General features: G+C 36.1%; 20 protein-coding genes and 2 riboswitches. Of the genes, 18 read left to right on the forward strand and 2 right to left on the reverse strand.

Annotated elements, in window-relative coordinates; all coding sequences use genetic code 11:
- The first annotated feature begins 4 nt into the window (after nt 1-4).
- From hisD to LOK41_RS12580, 10 genes are all read left to right on the forward strand, one after another.
- Entirely contained in the window at nt 5-1,294 is a 1,290-nt protein-coding gene (gene hisD, locus LOK41_RS12535) for a histidinol dehydrogenase (RefSeq protein WP_241816782.1), read from the forward strand.
- Nucleotides 1,294-1,878 (forward strand): imidazoleglycerol-phosphate dehydratase HisB, encoded by a 585-nt coding sequence (gene hisB / locus LOK41_RS12540; RefSeq protein WP_241816783.1) that lies wholly within the window; start codon nt 1,294-1,296, stop codon nt 1,876-1,878. The genes hisD and hisB overlap by 1 nt, the downstream gene beginning before the upstream one ends.
- Complete coding sequence (hisH, locus tag LOK41_RS12545; protein ID WP_241816784.1) at nt 1,879-2,508, forward strand: imidazole glycerol phosphate synthase subunit HisH; 630 nt, start codon at nt 1,879-1,881, stop codon at nt 2,506-2,508.
- Complete coding sequence (gene hisA / locus LOK41_RS12550; RefSeq protein WP_241816785.1) at nt 2,481-3,200, forward strand: 1-(5-phosphoribosyl)-5-[(5-phosphoribosylamino)methylideneamino]imidazole-4-carboxamide isomerase; 720 nt, start codon at nt 2,481-2,483, stop codon at nt 3,198-3,200. Before hisH ends, hisA begins: the two co-directional genes overlap by 28 nt.
- Nucleotides 3,194-3,952 carry an imidazole glycerol phosphate synthase subunit HisF gene (gene hisF / locus LOK41_RS12555; protein WP_241816786.1) on the forward strand — a complete coding sequence of 253 codons (759 nt, stop codon included), beginning with the start codon at nt 3,194-3,196 and terminating at the stop codon, nt 3,950-3,952. The genes hisA and hisF overlap by 7 nt, the downstream gene beginning before the upstream one ends.
- Entirely contained in the window at nt 3,949-4,254 is a 306-nt protein-coding gene (hisI, locus tag LOK41_RS12560; protein ID WP_241816787.1) for a phosphoribosyl-AMP cyclohydrolase, read from the forward strand. The genes hisF and hisI overlap by 4 nt, the downstream gene beginning before the upstream one ends.
- Nucleotides 4,255-4,267: 13 nt before the next feature.
- Nucleotides 4,268-4,591, forward strand: a complete 324-nt coding sequence (gene hisE, locus LOK41_RS12565; RefSeq protein ID WP_241816789.1) for a phosphoribosyl-ATP diphosphatase — start codon at nt 4,268-4,270, stop codon at nt 4,589-4,591.
- Nucleotides 4,592-4,603: 12 nt separating this feature from the next.
- Entirely contained in the window at nt 4,604-5,626 is a 1,023-nt protein-coding gene (locus tag LOK41_RS12570; RefSeq protein ID WP_241816790.1) for a histidinol phosphate phosphatase domain-containing protein, read from the forward strand.
- A gap of 68 nt (nt 5,627-5,694) precedes the next feature.
- Nucleotides 5,695-5,859, forward strand: coding sequence for a DUF4025 domain-containing protein (locus LOK41_RS12575; RefSeq protein ID WP_241816791.1), 165 nt, complete (start codon nt 5,695-5,697; stop codon nt 5,857-5,859).
- A gap of 151 nt (nt 5,860-6,010) precedes the next feature.
- Complete coding sequence (locus LOK41_RS12580) at nt 6,011-6,982, forward strand: 2-hydroxyacid dehydrogenase family protein (protein ID WP_241816793.1); 972 nt, start codon at nt 6,011-6,013, stop codon at nt 6,980-6,982.
- Between the two features lie 31 nt (nt 6,983-7,013).
- Here LOK41_RS12580 and pssA read toward each other — a convergent pair whose 3' ends face one another.
- Together pssA and LOK41_RS12590 are read right to left on the reverse strand one after the other, a co-directional pair.
- The gene (gene pssA / locus LOK41_RS12585) at nt 7,014-7,721 is read right to left on the reverse strand and encodes a CDP-diacylglycerol--serine O-phosphatidyltransferase (RefSeq protein ID WP_241816794.1); all 708 of its coding nucleotides are present in this window, start codon (nt 7,719-7,721) and stop codon (nt 7,014-7,016) included.
- 416 nt (nt 7,722-8,137) lie between these two features.
- Entirely contained in the window at nt 8,138-10,024 is a 1,887-nt protein-coding gene (locus LOK41_RS12590) for an LTA synthase family protein (protein WP_241816796.1), read from the reverse strand.
- A gap of 278 nt (nt 10,025-10,302) precedes the next feature.
- Here LOK41_RS12590 and LOK41_RS12595 point away from each other — a divergent pair, with 278 nt between their 5' ends.
- From LOK41_RS12595 to LOK41_RS12630, 8 genes are all read left to right on the forward strand, one after another.
- Entirely contained in the window at nt 10,303-10,701 is a 399-nt protein-coding gene (locus LOK41_RS12595) for a DUF3888 domain-containing protein (RefSeq protein WP_241816797.1), read from the forward strand.
- Between the two features lie 88 nt (nt 10,702-10,789).
- Nucleotides 10,790-10,972: riboswitch (Lysine riboswitch) on the forward strand.
- Between the two features lie 182 nt (nt 10,973-11,154).
- Complete coding sequence (gene lysA, locus LOK41_RS12600; protein ID WP_241816799.1) at nt 11,155-12,471, forward strand: diaminopimelate decarboxylase; 1,317 nt, start codon at nt 11,155-11,157, stop codon at nt 12,469-12,471.
- 115 nt (nt 12,472-12,586) lie between these two features.
- Nucleotides 12,587-12,694: riboswitch (SAM riboswitch) on the forward strand.
- Between the two features lie 70 nt (nt 12,695-12,764).
- A complete protein-coding gene (locus tag LOK41_RS12605; protein ID WP_003196202.1) occupies nt 12,765-12,908 on the forward strand; it encodes a YezD family protein in 144 nt (47 codons plus the stop codon).
- Between the two features lie 85 nt (nt 12,909-12,993).
- Nucleotides 12,994-13,698, forward strand: a complete 705-nt coding sequence (locus LOK41_RS12610; protein WP_241816800.1) for a phosphoadenylyl-sulfate reductase — start codon at nt 12,994-12,996, stop codon at nt 13,696-13,698.
- Between the two features lie 45 nt (nt 13,699-13,743).
- The gene (gene sat / locus LOK41_RS12615; RefSeq protein ID WP_241816802.1) at nt 13,744-14,880 is read left to right on the forward strand and encodes a sulfate adenylyltransferase; all 1,137 of its coding nucleotides are present in this window, start codon (nt 13,744-13,746) and stop codon (nt 14,878-14,880) included.
- 12 nt (nt 14,881-14,892) lie between these two features.
- Nucleotides 14,893-15,486 (forward strand): adenylyl-sulfate kinase, encoded by a 594-nt coding sequence (gene cysC, locus LOK41_RS12620; protein ID WP_241816804.1) that lies wholly within the window; start codon nt 14,893-14,895, stop codon nt 15,484-15,486.
- Between the two features lie 11 nt (nt 15,487-15,497).
- Entirely contained in the window at nt 15,498-17,120 is a 1,623-nt protein-coding gene (locus tag LOK41_RS12625; protein ID WP_241816806.1) for a nitrite/sulfite reductase, read from the forward strand.
- A gap of 11 nt (nt 17,121-17,131) precedes the next feature.
- Nucleotides 17,132-17,344, forward strand: a complete 213-nt coding sequence (locus LOK41_RS12630) for a DUF3906 family protein (RefSeq protein ID WP_174099554.1) — start codon at nt 17,132-17,134, stop codon at nt 17,342-17,344.
- Nucleotides 17,345-17,382: the final 38 nt, after the last annotated feature.

Consider the following 17,382-nt stretch of genomic DNA (forward strand, 5'->3'; position numbering starts at 1 on the left):
TGTAATGGAGATTATTTATGGAGAGTATACAGAAGTATTGAAGAGAATAAAACAGTTAAGAGAACAGACTAATATAATAGAAGAAACTGTACAGATAGGCGTAAGAGAAATTGTAGAGCGAGTAAGAAAAAGGAAAGATGAGGCACTATTTTTTTATACAAAAAATTTTGATGGAATTGAATTACAAAAGTTACGTGTTCCAAAAGAAGAAGTTGAAAAAGCGAATAAATATGTAGATATTTCATTTCTAGAAGCATTGCAAGAAGCGAAGAAAAACATCATTTCATACCATGAAAAACAAAAAAGACAATCCTTTATAGATTGTGAGAACGAAGGTGTGATTCGTGGTCAGTTAATTAGACCATTGCAAACAGTTGGTGTATATGTACCAGGAGGAACGGCATCTTATCCTTCATCTGTACTCATGAATGTATTACCTGCCAAAATTGCAGGTGTTCAGAAAGTTATCATGGTTACACCACCGGGAAAAGAGGGGATAGATCCTCATATTTTAGCAGCTGCTGAAATTGCCGGTGTAGACGAAATCTATACAGTAGGTGGAGCGCAAGCTATTGCAGCATTAGCATATGGAACGGAATCGATTCCGAAAGTTGATAAAATTGTCGGTCCGGGGAATATATATGTGGCTTTTGCAAAACGTGAGGTGTTTGGATCGGTTCATATCGATATGATTGCAGGTCCATCTGAAATTGTCGTAATTGCTGATAAAACGGGGAATGCATCTTTTATCGTAGCAGATTTGTTATCTCAAGCCGAACATGATGTGAGAGCAACAACGATTTGTATTACAACTTGTGTCGAATTGGCTAAAGAGATAGAAAGCGAAATAAAAGTACAACTTCAGGAATTACCAAGAAGGGAAATAGCTCGTGAATCAATAGAAAGAAATGGAGCAGTTCTCGTCGTTCCTTCACTAGAGGATGCGTTTCAATTGTCGAATGAGATAGCACCAGAGCATTTAGAGTTACACATCAATGAACCGATGAATGCCTTGGGCTATATTAAACATGCTGGTTCGATTTTTATTGGTCCATATGCCCCAGAACCGCTTGGAGATTATTTTGCAGGCCCAAATCATGTACTGCCAACAAGTGGAACGGCACGTTTCTTTTCGCCCTTATCAGTAGATGATTTTGTGAAGAAATCAAGCTTTGTATCATACACGAAAGAAGCGTTACAAAACGTTCAACATCATATTACAACACTCGCGGATAAAGAGGGGTTACATGCACATGCAAGAGCAATTCAAATTCGGTTTGAGGAGGAGAAATAATGCGCGAAGCAAGTCAAATACGAGGAACGACAGAAACAAAAATTAAACTGAATTTACAACTAGATGAAAGTACAAACGTTTCAATTCAAACGGGTGTTGGTTTCTTTGATCATATGTTAACTTTGTTTGCGAAGCACGGCCGATTTGGTTTGCAAATTGAAGCAGAGGGTGATGTATTTGTTGACGCTCATCATACTGTTGAAGACGTTGGGATTGTGCTTGGAAACTGTTTGAAAGAAGCATTGCAAAATAAGGAAGGTATTAACCGCTATGGATCGGCATATGTACCAATGGATGAAGCGTTAGGTTTTGCTGCGATTGATATAAGCGGTAGATCTTATCTTGTGTTTCAAGGTGAGCTGAAGAATCCTAAGTTAGGAGATTTCGATACAGAGCTGACAGAGGAATTTTTCAGAGCGGTTGCGCATGCGGCGAATATAACGCTACATGTCCGCATTTTATATGGAAGTAATACGCACCACAAAATTGAAGCGTTATTTAAAGCATTTGGACGTGCATTGCGCGAAGCAGTAGACAAAAATGACAAAATTGTTGGTGTAAATTCTACGAAAGGACTGTTGTAATTGATTGCCATTGTAGATTATGGGATGGGGAATATTCGTAGTGTTGAACAAGCGTTAACACGTATTGGGGCTGAGCATATTGTAACAGATGATAAAGAAAGAATATTACAAAGTGACGGTGTGATCTTACCAGGAGTTGGATCTTTTCCAAAAGCAATGATTGCCCTGCAGGAAAAAGATCTTGTTTCAGTGATGCAAGAAATTGGGAGGCAAGAGAAACCGCTCCTTGGAATTTGTTTAGGGATGCAACTTTTATTTGAAGAGAGTGAAGAGATAGAGAGAACAAAAGGTTTAGGTTTGTTACCTGGAATGATCAGAAAGCTGGAAGTTCCTTATAAAATACCGCACATGGGCTGGAATCAATTAAAGAAGAAGCGGGAAATTGAGTTGTGGAATGGAGTTGAAGATGGTTCATTTGTGTATTATGTTCATTCTTATTATGCAGATTGTCCAGCTGAGGTTGTATGCGGCAGTAGCGACTATGAGATTGATATTCCAGGATTTGTTGCGAAAGGGAATATATTCGGAGCGCAGTTTCACCCTGAAAAAAGTGGTGATATCGGGATACAAATATTAAGAAATTTTAAAGGAGTGGTAGAATCATGGAAATCTTCCCAGCTATCGATTTAAAACAAGGACGATGTGTTAGGCTGTATCAAGGAGAATTTCAAAAGGAAACGGTTATGAATGAAAATCCAGTTGCTCAAGCGTTATTGTTTGAACAGTTAGGAGCAAGAACGTTGCACATTGTTGACCTTGATGGAGCGGTTGCTGGTCAATCAATGAATCTTTCCGTAATTGAAGATATATGTAAAGCGGTTCGGATTCCGGTTCAAGTAGGCGGAGGAATACGTTCTATTGAAACAATTGAAATGTTACTGTCAGTAGGAGTAGAAAAGGTTATTTTAGGAACGGCAGCATTGTATGATCGTCCTTTTTTAGAAGAAGCAGTTCGTTTATATGGAGAAAACATTGTTGTTGGTATTGATGCGAAAAATGGTTACGTTGCAACGAGAGGTTGGTTAGATGTGTCTGAAATTTCTTACATTGAACTTGCAAAGAAAATGGAGAGTACCGGTGTACAAACAATCATTTTTACCGATATTGCAAAAGACGGTACGTTAGAGGGACCAAACTTTGAGCAATTACAATTACTACAGAAGGCGGTGGACATTCGCATTGTTGCATCGGGCGGAGTTTGCTCATTGCAAGATGTACAGAAATTAAAAGATATGAATGTATATGGCGTTATTATCGGAAAAGCGTTATATGAAAAAACAATTGATTTAGAAGAGGCATTGCAGGTGACAAAGATATGTTAACGAAGCGAATCATTCCATGTTTAGATGTAAAAGCTGGGCGTGTTGTAAAGGGTGTGAATTTTGTAGGACTACAAGATGTGGGGGATCCTGTTGAAATAGCCGATTTGTACAATCAAGCAGGTGCAGATGAAATTGTTTTTTTAGATATCACTGCTACGTATGAAGGAAGAAAAACGATTGTGGATGTTGTAGAGAGAGCAGCGGCAAAAGTGTTTATTCCACTTACAGTTGGAGGTGGAATTTCATCGGTTCAAGATATGTATACGTTACTAAGAGCAGGTGCGGACAAAATTTCAATTAACTCGGCTGCAGTGCGAAATCCAAAGTTAATTCAGGAGGGGGCCGAACATTTCGGTTCGCAATGTATTGTGGTCGCAATTGATGCAAGAGAAGTAAAAGAAAATAAGTGGAATGTATATGTAAACGGTGGACGGATTGATACAGGAGTCGATGCTGTGCAATGGGCAAAACAGGTAGAACAATTAGGTGCTGGCGAAATTTTACTTACGAGTATGGATGCAGATGGGACGAAGGATGGCTATGATCTTCGTTTAACAGAAACAATTTCACAAGCTGTTTCAATTCCAGTTATTGCGTCAGGGGGGTGTGGCAGCGCTGAGCATATTGTAAATGTGTTTCAAAAAACGTCAGTAAATGCTGCATTAGCAGCCTCTATTTTTCACTATGGTGAGGCAACCATTCAAGAGGTGAAGCGAAAATTACAAGGAGCGAAGATTGAGGTGAGATTATGATACCTGATTTCTCAAAGGGATTGTTGCCGGCTATTGTGGTAGAAGAAGAAACAAAAGAAGTTTTGATGTTAGCATATATGAATGAAGAAGCGTATAAAAAAACGTTAGAAACGAAGAAAACATGGTTTTATTCACGTTCCCGGCAAGCATTATGGAATAAAGGGGAAACGTCAGGGCACGTGCAGTATGTTCAATCACTCTATTTAGATTGTGATCAAGATTCGATTGTAATTATTGTTAAGCAAGTAGGACCAGCTTGTCACACAGGAGAGAAAACATGCTTTCATTATAAGATCATATAAGGGGGAACTGAAGGTGGAAGACGTACTGAAGTCGTTATATGAAACAATTCAAATACGGAAAGAAAATCCAATTTCGGAATCATATACAAATTATTTATTTATAAAAGGTGAAGATAAAATTTTGAAAAAAATAGGAGAAGAATGTACAGAAGTTATAATAGCTGCAAAAAATGATAATAAAGAAGAGCTTGTAAAAGAAATGGTCGATGTCATCTATCACTGTTTTGTTTTATTAGTTGAAAAAAATGTTTTGTTAGAAGATGTGTTAGAAGAAGTGAAGGAGAGACAAGGGAAGCTCTCAAAAATAGGGGGACGAAAAGAAATTGATACGTTATAAGGGGGAGAGCGTATGAAAGTAGATTATCACCTTCATTTAGAAGAGGGACCGTATTCGCTAGGCTGGCTGGCGAGAATAAATGAATCGATAGAATATTTTCAACCACTCAAAGAAGAAAAACATTCTGTGAAGTGGCTTATGAAAACACAAGAACGTTTAAAAAAACGTGTGGAAGAAGGTCCATTTACAGCAGAATGGATTGATTTTTATTTAGAAGAAGCGTTGCGAAAAGGAATAAAAGAAGTGGGGATTGTTGATCACTTATATCGTTTTTATGAGGCAAAGGAGTACTACGAAAAATATGTGGATATTAGTGATTCAAAGCTGGGTTATTTGCAGAAAGAATGGTTAGATCAAGTGCGAGTAACATCGATTCACGATTTTACAAAGGCAATCCAAGAAGCAAAAGAGCGGTGGGAAAAACGGGGAGTCGTGCTGCGCCTCGGGATTGAAGCTGATTATTTTATTGGTGGCGAGCAAGAACTAGAAGATTTATTAACATTAGGTGATTGGGATTACGTCATTGGATCGGTACATTTTATTGAAGGGTGGGGATTTGATAACCCAGATACGAAAGAATATTTTGAAAACCATGAGTTGAATGAATTATATGATGTGTTTTTTGAAACAGTGGAAAAAGCAATTCATTCCAAGTTATTTGATATTGTAGCTCATCTTGATAATATAAAAGTATTTAATTATCGATTAGATGAAAATGTACAGATTCCATATTACGAAAGAATTGCTCAGGCATTAGTAGAGACAAATACAGCAACGGAAGTAAATGCAGGGTTATATTATCGTTATCCTGTTCGAGAAATGTGTCCAAGTCCACTTTATTTGCAAGTATTGGCAAAGCATAAAGTACCTATTACTCTTTCATCAGATGCTCATTATCCAAATGATTTAGGAAATTATGTTCGGGAAAATGTGAAAACATTACGTAATCATGGTATTTCTCATGTAGCTACATTTGAAAAACGGATGAGGAAGATGCAAAGGATAGAAAATGAACCGACAACTGTTTCAACGTAAAAATGATTTTGTGATGAAAACCTTTCTTTTTGTTCAAAATAAGAAGGAATGATAAAGGAGGGTTTGAAATGCAAAAACAGCAAAATAAACAGAACTTACAAGTGACGAATCAAAGCTATACTTCCCAAACGAACGAGGAAGTCAATTCTGTAACCCAAGAACAAATTAGTGATACGGTTGCAGAAGGGACAATTGATGCAAAACTTGGAAAGCAATCGAGTGAAGAACAATAAGTAAAAAGAGGAGATAAATATCTCCTCTTTTCTTATGAGAAAAAGTGTCAGTTTTCAGAACTATAATCAAATTCCTTGGCTTTTTTAACTTAGATTTCTTACAATATAATATAGGGAAATTCCTATTTTTTAATAGAAGAGGTGCTTAGTGATGGCAAAAATATTAGTAGCAGGAAAAATTCCAGAAATCGGACTTAGACTATTACAAAATTATGATGTAGAAATGTATGATAAAGAAGAATTAATTAGTGCCGAAGAATTAGTAAAGCAGGTTCAGGATAAAGATGCACTGTTAAGCTTACTTTCTACAAAAGTAACAAAAGAAGTCATTGATGCAGCACCTGATTTGAAAATTATTGCTAACTATGGTGCAGGTTACGATAACATTGATTACACGTACGCAGCAGAAAAAGGAATTGCGGTTACAAATACACCGAAAGTTTCAACAGAAGCAACAGCAGAGTTAACATTTGCCCTTCTTTTAGCGGCTGCAAGACGAATTCCAGAAGGAGATACATTATGTCGTACAGTGGGATTTAATGGCTGGGCACCACTCTTTTTCCTCGGACGAGAAGTATATGGAAAGACAATTGGGGTTATCGGTCTTGGAGAAATTGGAAAAGCTGTTGCGAAACGTGCAAAAGCATTTGGAATGAATATTATTTACACAGGTCCAAATCGTAAGCCAGAGGATGAGAACGAATTGCAAGCAACGTATGTAACGTTAGAAGAACTGTTACAAACAACAGATTTTATTACGATTAATTGCGCGTATAATCCGAGTCTCCATCATATGATTGATGAAGAACAATTTAAAATAATGAAGAAAACGGCGTATATTGTAAACGCAGCACGTGGTCCGATTATGAACGAATTAGCGCTTGCTCATGCGTTAGAAACAAATGAAATTGAGGGAGCAGCCCTTGATGTATTTGAGTTTGAACCGAAAATTACAGAGAAATTAAAGGGATTGAAAAATGTTGTTCTAACTCCACATGTTGGAAATGCAACGTTTGAAACGCGTGATGCCATGGCTGAAATGGCAGTCCGCAACATTTTAGCTGTATTAGCAGGAGAAGAAGCATTAACGCCTGTAAATCAAAAGGAGTTAGTGACAAAATAAAGAAAAACCTTCCAATATGGAAGGTTTTTCTTTATTTATCTTTATTTGCTCGTTTTTTATGAGAAGGTCTTTGCCTAATAAATTGAGATAACATATACAAAATATAAAGTGGGACGGCAATGAATAAAAATACCGAAATGTTGCCAAAGCTTGTTTTATACATTGTATAAATAATTCCGATTAAAAAGAGTGTGACAATAATACTGTATCGTGGAATTGGCACATCTTTTAAACTTGGGATACGAATACGACTTACCATTAAAAATGCAAACGTTACAAATACTGTAATGAGGACAATTTTTGGAATGGTATGTGAAAATAGTGTCAAGAAGGCAACGAGGCCTCCTGCTGCAGTAATAGGAACGCCGGTGAAATACTTCATAGAAGTAGAGGAAGGCGTTACATTGAATCGTGCTAAACGATATGCTCCGAACAGAGGGAATAGTCCTGCTATGTATAGTCCGATAATTCCATAGTTGGAAAAAGAAGTGTAGTACATTAAAACTGCTGGTGCAGCTCCGAACGTAACAACATCTGCTAGTGAATCAAGTTCTTTCCCCATTTGTGAATCCACGCGCAATAAACGAGCAACCCGACCATCAAGACTATCTAACATCATCCCGATTAGTACTAAAATAGCAGCTGATTTATAATACCCTAAAGATGCGTAGCCGATTGATAAAAATCCACTGTATAAATTTCCGAGCGTAAATAAGTTTGGAATTGCTGCTCTATACAAAATCTGATCCCTTGCTTTCTGTAATAAATTCTTAATTAGTGTATGAAAAGTTACTTATTTTATCATACCATAAATTTCTTACCACGGACGAAAAAATTACCATTTTGTGAAAGATTTCATAAAGTGAAACCGCATTCAGTGGTTTGGTTCATTACGGTAAGCTTTCACGAGTAGTGTATCCCTCAACTACCTTTTTTAATTCTACTGAGATCTGAGACGAAGTACGAAGATTCTATATAAATCCATTTTGATTTTTCGACATATAAGTTACTGCTCTCTCCCACATAAAGATTAGGGTTTATGTCGGTTTTTAAATTTGTATTTATATAATAAAGCCATCATGTGCATGAAAGGGGAACGCTTTAGTAAAGAAAGAAGCAACCTCAATTTGTTATCATTTGAGGTTGCTTCTAAGATTATTCAAATTTCGTTATCATTGTTCCCGTTTTATATTTATTATTAGGATCAAATCGCAATAAATCGCCATAGATAAGTTTATCAGAATAATTTAATTCTGTTTTCGTTTTTTCAATATACGGCTGGCAAATAGCTGAATCAATTGGTTCACCTGTGCTCTTTTTATAGCACATATTTTTTGTATAAACATAATCGTTTGTTACGAAATTACCATCACGCATAATCATAAGTGGGTCTTCGCTTTTTGTAAATAAATCCGTACCAAATTCAATGGATTGGTTTGTTTTAATACCAAGTAAATGAAGTAATGTTGGCTTTAGATCAATTTGTCCAGATACTTTGGAAATAGTTTTCCCTGCTTGACCAGGAACATGAATAATAAGTGGTACACGTTGCAGCTGCATCGAATCAAATGGCGTTATAGATTCCTTACCGAGGAATTGTGCCATAGCAGCATTATGATTTTCAGAAATTCCATAATGATCTCCATAAATAACAATAACGGAATTATCGTATAATCCTTCTTCTTTTAATTGATGGATAAATAGTTTAAGAGCTTCATCTGTATAGCGAACTGTTGGGAAATAACGATTTAATACATCGCTCTCAGAATTATACTCATTAATATATTGATCTTCTGGATTTAAAAGAAATGGAAAATGATTTGTTAATGTAATAAATTTTGTATAAAACGGCTGTGGTAAAGATTTAAGTTTTGAAATTGATTGTTCGAAAAATTCTTTATCTTTTAATCCCCAACCAACAGACATTTGTTCTGTTCCGATATAATCATTTAGGTTAAAGTAACGATCATATCCAAGTGCTGGATACATTACATCTCGATTCCAAAATGTTTTATCATTCGAATGGAAGACAGCAGAATAGTATCCATGTTTCTTTAACTGCTCAGGAGTTGCTGTGTACTCATTATTTGCATGAGTAAAGAATACAGAGCCACGATCTAATGGATAGAGTGAATTTTCCACAATAAATTCGGCATCAGATGTTTTTCCTTGTCCAGTTTGATGATAAAAGTTATCGAAGTAATAACTCTCTTTTATAAACTGATTTAAAAATGGAGTAATTTCTTTTCCATTAATTTTCTTGTTGATTACAAAATTTTGTGTTGATTCCATTGAAATTAAAATGACATTTTTTCCTTTTGCAGCTCCAAATGAATTTTTATCAGTTTGTTTATCTTTTGAATTCATGTAGTTTTTAATCTCAGAAAGACCATCTCCGCTTGCGAATACACGCTCTGTAGAAGATTTAGACTGAAGTGTAATATCAAATAGATGATATGTGTATAAACCTAGATTTTTCACAACAGTTTGACGGTCAAAAGAATGTGAAAATAACTGAGGTTTATGAACAACAGCCACGATAATTTGCAATACGAATAAAGCTGTTACACCACTAAAGAAGCTTCGTTTTTCAGATCGTGATAGCGGTGTGCTATCACAAAAGCTTGGAAATTTACGCGAAAGGAACATTAGAATAATTGCATCTGCAAATAGAAGTAATGTTTTGTACGTAAATAGTTCTTTAATGCTTGTTCCTAAATCCGCCATGTTATTTGTTTGGAATAGTACAGGAAATGTGACAAAGTCATTATAAAATCCATAAAACATCGCGTTTCCAAATAAAATAAATGATAGCAAAAAGCTGATGCCAATAATAAGGCGATTTCGATATTTTGTTGCGAATAAAGCTAGGCCAAAAAATAAAAGCAATGAAGCAATTGGATTAAACAAAAGCATCATTTCTTCGAAGAAGCTATCAATTTTAATATCGAAGGCTAGCTTGTACACAATATATGTTTTGATCCATAATAAAACGACTGCAACAAGTGCAAATCGTAATTTTGGAAACAAATGTTGTAACATAATATACTCCTCTCTTATACGTATGACAGTTCTAGTGATTGTACTTTAATGAATAGAAGTTTCACTTTATATATACGAACAGCCCTATATGTTTATGATTATTATACTACGTGTACTATTATACGAGAACAAAACGAAATTGTGGATGCTTTTTGTAACAATCGATTAGAAAAAGAGAAGTGGGAGACAATAAAGTGAAACTTTAATAAATGGATGGTGTATAATCCGTTGATTTAAATCGCACCATAAAAACGTTTCGTAAGGATATGGAGGTTGTAATGAGAAAGTTATTTTGTTTAGCATTATGTAGTGTTTTTATATTATTTGTTTCTCCAGCAGCGATGGCGGCACAATATGATGTACTTTTGGTAGAAGATGCACTCTATTCTGTATTATTTCCGAAAATAAATGTTGCAATTGAAAAGCATTATGGAAAACTAAAGCCATATGATTGTCCGAAAATTGTGAGTCTAAAAAAAGTTTATAGTGGTACATACTTATTTCAAACAGTAATTGAAGTGACAAAATATGAAGCTGGTATAGGTGGGAAAGTACTTCCTCCATTTGAAAAAATAAGAATTACATTTGATAATGATGAAGGAGAATGGATTGTGAAAAAAATAGATATAAAGCGCTTACCAAATGATACGAAATTGAATTGTAAAAAACCAATATAAAAAATTGTTTGACAAATAATTTATTCATTTGGTATTGTTAATATCAATATAAGATGTTTGAAAATTAAATAGACTTACCTCATCTACTCTCAAAGGTAGAGGCCGCGATAGGAAAGAGTAAGCTATGGGAGATTTAGTGGAATCTTTGATCATAGTTTGAAAGGGACTATTGCCGAAATATAAGAATGACCACCGCATTCATATATTGGGACTACATTGAATAAATGTAGTACTGTCATAAAATTTTATTTTATGGAGAGCTATTTGGAGATGTTGATGCGGTTTCTTATTTGAGAAGATAACAACTCGTTTATTTTTTCATGATACATTATTCCTAATAAGAAACGCGTGTGAACATTGTTCCGCGCGTTTTTTGTTTACCTAAAAGCGTGCTGCAATGAATAGAAGATGGTTGAGGGTATGAGTTTTAGAGGAAATAAGGGAGGAATTCAAATGTATTTACACGGCACAAGCCGAATCAATGACCAAGGACACTTAGAAATTGGAGGATGCGATACAACGCAGCTAGCAAAACAATATGGGACACCACTTTATGTATACGATGAGGCTACTATTCGTGAAAAATGTCGCGCATTTCATCGTGCATTCCAGGAAAGTGGGTTCTCTTACCAAGTAGCATATGCAAGTAAGGCGTTCTTGTGCATGGAGATGTGCCGAGTAGCTCGTGAAGAAAATATGTCTTTAGATGTTGTTTCTGGTGGCGAATTATATACTGCTTTACAAGCTGGTTTTCCAGCATCACGCATTCATTTTCATGGTAATAATAAGACGGAAGAAGAAATCATAATGGCGCTGCGAGCAGGTATTGGCTGTTTTGTAGTAGATAATTTCTTGGAAATGGAAATATTACATGACTTAGCAGAGCGGTATGGAAAAATTGTAAATATATTAATTCGAGTTACACCTGGAGTAGAGGCGCATACACATGAATATATTACAACAGGGCAAGATGATTCGAAATTCGGTTTTGGAGTTTCTACTGGCCAGGCAATGCAGGCGATTCAAATAGCACTAAAGAAATCAAATTATAATGTGTTAGGTATTCATTCGCATATTGGATCGCAAATTTTTGAAACAGCAGGATTTGTTCGGGCGATTGAAGTATTACGGAACTTTTTAGAAGAAATAAGAGAAGAAACTGGCTATGTAGTAACTGTATTAAATGTTGGTGGAGGATTTGGAATCCGCTACACAGAGTCTGATACACCGCTTACGCTTGACACATATGTGCATGCTGTAACGAATGCAGTGAGGGAACAATTTACAAGAAAGAATTATCCACTCCCTGAAATTTGGATTGAACCAGGGCGTAGTATTGTCGGAGATGCAGGAACAACAATTTATACAGTAGGAGCTGTAAAAGATATTCCAGGTATTCGTAAATATGTGTCAGTTGATGGAGGAATGACGGATAACTTAAGACCAGCTTTATATGGAGCACGTTATGAGGCAATGCTTGCTAATAGAGGAAGAGAAAATGCCGAAGAGATTGTATCAATTGCTGGAAAGTGTTGTGAGAGTGGAGATATGCTAATTTGGGATATAGAACTGCCACAAGTTACTTCAGGAGATTTGTTAGCAATCTCTTGTACGGGAGCATATGGATATTCTATGGCGAATAATTACAATCGCATACGCAGACCGGCTGTAGTATTTGCAAAAGGCGGGGCATCACAAGTCGTTGTCGAACGCGAAACATATGAAAATATAATTAGGAACGATCGCATACGCATAAAAGAGCTTGTATAATCAATAAAAAGGAGTTGTTCGAACTGGGCAACTCCTTTAAAAAAATAAAAAATATAAAATATATCGGAAAACTAGGATTGAAAAAAATCAGAATTATGATAAAATACAAATACAAAGCTTATCAAGAGAAGCGGAGGGAACTGGCCCTACGAAGCTCAGCAACCTGCTTATAGGAGCAAGGTGCTAAGTCCAGCAAAATGGCATCCATTTTGAAAGATAAGGTAAAATATATTACCGAACAGTCTTTTCGAAATGGGAAAGATTTTTTTTATGAATAAAAAGGGGGGCTGTTCGTGGGAGTGCGTGGACATTTTGACGAAGTAGCTGAAAAGATTCAAACGATGCTTGCGGATATGAAATATGGTTCTATTACAATTGTTGTGCAAGATGGAAAAGTGATTCAGCTTGAAAAAAGTGAAAAAGTACGCTTAAAGTAAAAAGCGCTGACTAGAAAAACTAGAGGCGGTTTTAACCTATTGTATTAGGTTAAAACCGTCTTTTTGCGTTACAGGGGGGAAAAACATGCTGACGTATGGAACATGGAAAGAGGACTTCATTTCTTTTTCTGAAGAAGATGAAACAAAAGGAGCACTGCAAGTACTAGAGTGGGCTTATAAACAGTATGAAGGTGAAATTGTATACGCATGTAGCTTTGGTGTAGAGGGGATGGTTTTGTTACATCTTATAAACCAAGTAAATCCATCTGCGAAAGTTGTTTTTTTAGATACAAACGTTCATTTTCAAGAAACATACGATTTAATTAAACGAGTACGGGAAAGGTTTCCGGATCTCGAAATTATTGAAAAGCAACCTTCGCTTACGCTTGAAGAGCAAGCAAAAAAACATGGAGATAAGCTGTGGGAACATAATCCCAATCTTTGTTGTAAATTAAGAAAAATTTTACCGCTTGAAGAATCTTTAACGAATGGAAAAGCGTGGATATCAGGGCTGAGAAGGGAACAATCTGAAACGCGTAAACATACAAGGTTTATCAATCAAGATCATCGCTTTCAGTCTATTAAAATTTGTCCGCTCATTCATTGGACGTGGAAGGAAGTATGGCGTTACGTATATAAGCATGATTTACCTTACAATCCATTACACGACATTGGTTACCCAAGTATAGGGTGTGAAAAATGCACGTTGTCTGTGGGAGAAGGTGGAGATTCAAGGGACGGACGATGGGCTGGAAAGATGAAAACGGAATGTGGTCTTCATTATCAATAAGGTCATGGTTGATTTTAAATATATGTGAAAGAGGCGGACAGAAAAATGAGTAAAACAAACATATTAGTAAATCGTGTTGATGAAACATATGACACAAAAAATATTGCAAAAGAAATTGAATTAGACAAAATTGCTTTAAGTGATTTAGAGCTTCTTGCGATAGGTGGTTATAGTCCGCTTACAGGATTTTTAGGGAAAGAGGATTATCAATCTGTAGTAGAAAAAATGCGTTTAGTAAACGGTGATGTATGGAGTATACCTATTACACTACCGATAACAGAAGAGCAGGCAGAACAATTTCAAATTGGTGAAGAGGTTCGTCTTGTTAAAGAAGGAATCACGTATGGCGTTATTCAAATAGAAGATATTTTTACACCGGATAAAGAGAAGGAAGCATTGTATGTTTATAAAACGACGGATATTGCTCATCCAGGTGTGAAAAAATTATATGATAGACCGAATGTTTATGTTGGAGGAACAATTACGCTTGTAAAGCGTTTGGAAAATGATAAGTTTCCTTCTTATCATTTAGATCCAAGTGAAACGCGTGCAGAATTTAAAAAGCGAGGCTGGAAAACAGTAGTAGGCTTTCAAACGAGAAACCCTGTTCATCGTGCACATGAATATATCCAAAAGTCTGCGCTGGAAATTGTAGACGGCTTATTTTTAAATCCGCTCGTTGGTGAAACGAAATCAGATGATATTCCAGCTGATGTGCGCATGGAAAGTTATGAAGCGCTTTTGAAAAATTATTATCCAAGTGATCGTGTTTTTTTAAGTGTTTTTCCAGCTGCAATGCGTTATGCAGGACCACGCGAGGCAATATTTCACGCACTGGTTAGAAAAAACTTTGGTTGTACACACTTCATCGTAGGACGTGATCATGCTGGAGTAGGAAATTATTATGGAACGTACGAAGCCCAGGAGATTTTTATCAACTTTACAGTAGAAGAGTTAGGGATTACACCGCTCTTTTTTGAACATAGTTTTTATTGTACAAAATGTGAAGCGATGGCTTCTACGAAAACGTGCCCGCATAGTAAAGAGGACCACGTTATTTTATCTGGTACAAAAGTACGAGAAATGTTACGAAATGGGGAAATCCCGCCAAGTACATTTAGCCGTAAAGAAGTTGTAGAAATATTAATTCGTGGTTTACAAAAAGAAGCCGTTACAAAATAAGGAGAGAGTAGGATGGGAACAAATATAACTTGGCATACAGCATCTGTTTCAAAAGAAGAAAGACGAAAGAAAAGTGGCCACCACAGTTTTGTACTTTGGTTCACCGGATTATCAGCTTCTGGAAAATCAACAGTAGCAAATGCGGTTGCTAGGAAATTGTTCGAAAAAAATATTGGGAATTATGTACTAGATGGCGATAACATTCGTCATGGTTTGAATAAAGATTTAGGATTTTCCGAAAGTGATCGGACAGAAAATATTCGCCGAATTGGTGAAGTAGCGAAGTTATTTGTAGATCAAGGGACAATTGTACTAACAGCATTTATTTCTCCATTTCGAGTAGATCGTCAGCAAGTAAGAGATATTCTCGAAAAAGATGAATTTATTGAAGTATTTGTAAAATGTCCAATAGAAGAATGTGAGAAACGTGATCCCAAAGGACTGTATAAAAAAGCGAGACAAGGTGATATTAAGCAATTTACCGGTATTGATTCGCCATATGAAGAACCTGTAGAGGCAGAAGTGGTAGTAGAAACACATCTTTATTCAATCGAACAATGTGCAGAACAAATTATCGGTTACTTACAAGAGCGTAGCTTTATATAGGGGGAATAAAAATGAGTTATGAAAAAGTGTGGGCAAACAATGAAAAGTTAAATGCTACAGAGAAAAAGAAATTAGAAAAAGATGGCTTGGAAATTTTTAAAGCTATCCCGTATTATGCTGAAAATGGGTTTGATTCTATTCCGAAAGAAGAGTGGGATTCCTTTAAATGGGCAGGATTATATTTACAACGTCCAAAAGAAGCAGGGTATTTCATGATGCGTGTAAATATTCCTTCTGGTATTTTAACGAATGAACAAGTCGAAGTATTGGCTTCTATTGCAGAAGATTATGGTCGTGACGTTCTTGATATTACTACAAGACAGGCGATTCAATTTCATTGGCTTGAAATTGGTCAAATGCCAGATATTTTTAACCGTCTAGAAAAAGTGGGATTATCAACGGCGGGAGCTTGTGGTGATATTACAAGAAATATTATTGGGAATCCTCTTGCTGGTATTGATGGTGATGAATTATTTGATACAGCACCAATTGTAAAAGAGGTATATGAGTTCTTCCAACATAATGAAGAATTTTCGAATTTGCCTCGAAAGTTTAAAATGTCAATTAGTACAAATGTATATAATGCAGCAAATGCTGAAATTAACTGTGCTGCCTTTACTCCAGCTACAAAAGAAATTGATGGGAAAATAGTGGAAGGCTTTCATTTACGAGTAGGCGGGGGATTATCTGCTCGTCCGTATTTAGCGCAGGAGTTAGATTTATTCATTCTTCCTGAACAAGTGAAGTCGGTAGCAATTGCAATTGCTACGGTTTTCCGTGATTTCGGATATCGTGAAAAGCGACATTTAGCACGTTTGAAATTTTTAGTTGCTGATTGGGGTGCGGAAAAATTCAAAGAAAAATTATTAGAATATACAGATCCTTTGCACGATAAAGGAAACGATGCTTTAAAAGGATGGAATGCAGGTTATTTCTACGGTGTTCATAAGCAAAAACAAGGTGATTTATCATACGTTGGTTTTAACGTACCTGTTGGACGTTTACATTCTGAGGAGTTATTTGAACTTGCTAGAATTGCGAAGCAGTATGGAAATGGCGAGATTCGCACATGTAATTCGCAAAATTTTATTATTCCCAATGTTCCTAAAGAAAACGTCGAGGCACTTTTACAAGAACCATTGTTTGAATCGATTTCAGCAAAACCAAAATCATTTATTGGATATGCAGTTTCTTGTACGGGAATTGAGTATTGTAATCTCGCATTGGTAGAAACAAAAGCGCGCTTACGAAATATTGCAGACTATTTAGATACACAACTTGTACTTGATGTACCAGTTCGTATTCATATGACGGGATGTCCAAATTCATGTGGTCAAAGGCAGATTGCGGATATCGGATTACAAGGCGTGAAATTGAAGACGAAAGAAAAAGGAATTGTTGAAGCGTTTGAAATTTATGTAGGTGGTACGTTATTAGATGGTGGTGTTTATAACCAAAAATTAAAAGGGAAGATTGATGGGGAAGACCTTCCGGATGTTCTTGTATCGTTTTTAACATACTTTAAAGAACATAAACTGCCAGCTGAAACTTTTTATGAGTTTGCAGAACGCGTTGGAGTAGAAAATTTACAATCCGCGTTAAATACAATTTTAGAAGAAGTGATTGCATCTTAGGGGGGAGCAATATGGATTTGTATCGTTTTGAAGCAGTGTTGGCAAATGGTGTTGTTCCTGTAGTAGTTGTTGCACAAAGTGAGGAACAGGCATTTAGACTTGTTGAGGTAGAATTGGAGAAGTATTTTTTACCGTTGCCAGAAGTGAAGGAAATCTCTCTGCATGAAAAAAAGAAGATCCGCAAAGGTGCAGCATTTGTTATTCATGAGCAGGAGACATTGTAATACAAAATGACACCGATTTGAATAGTAACTTCCATTCG

The sequence above is a fragment of the Bacillus sp. TL12 genome (assembly GCF_022625245.1).
GTDB lineage: Bacteria > Bacillota > Bacilli > Bacillales > Bacillaceae_G > Bacillus_A.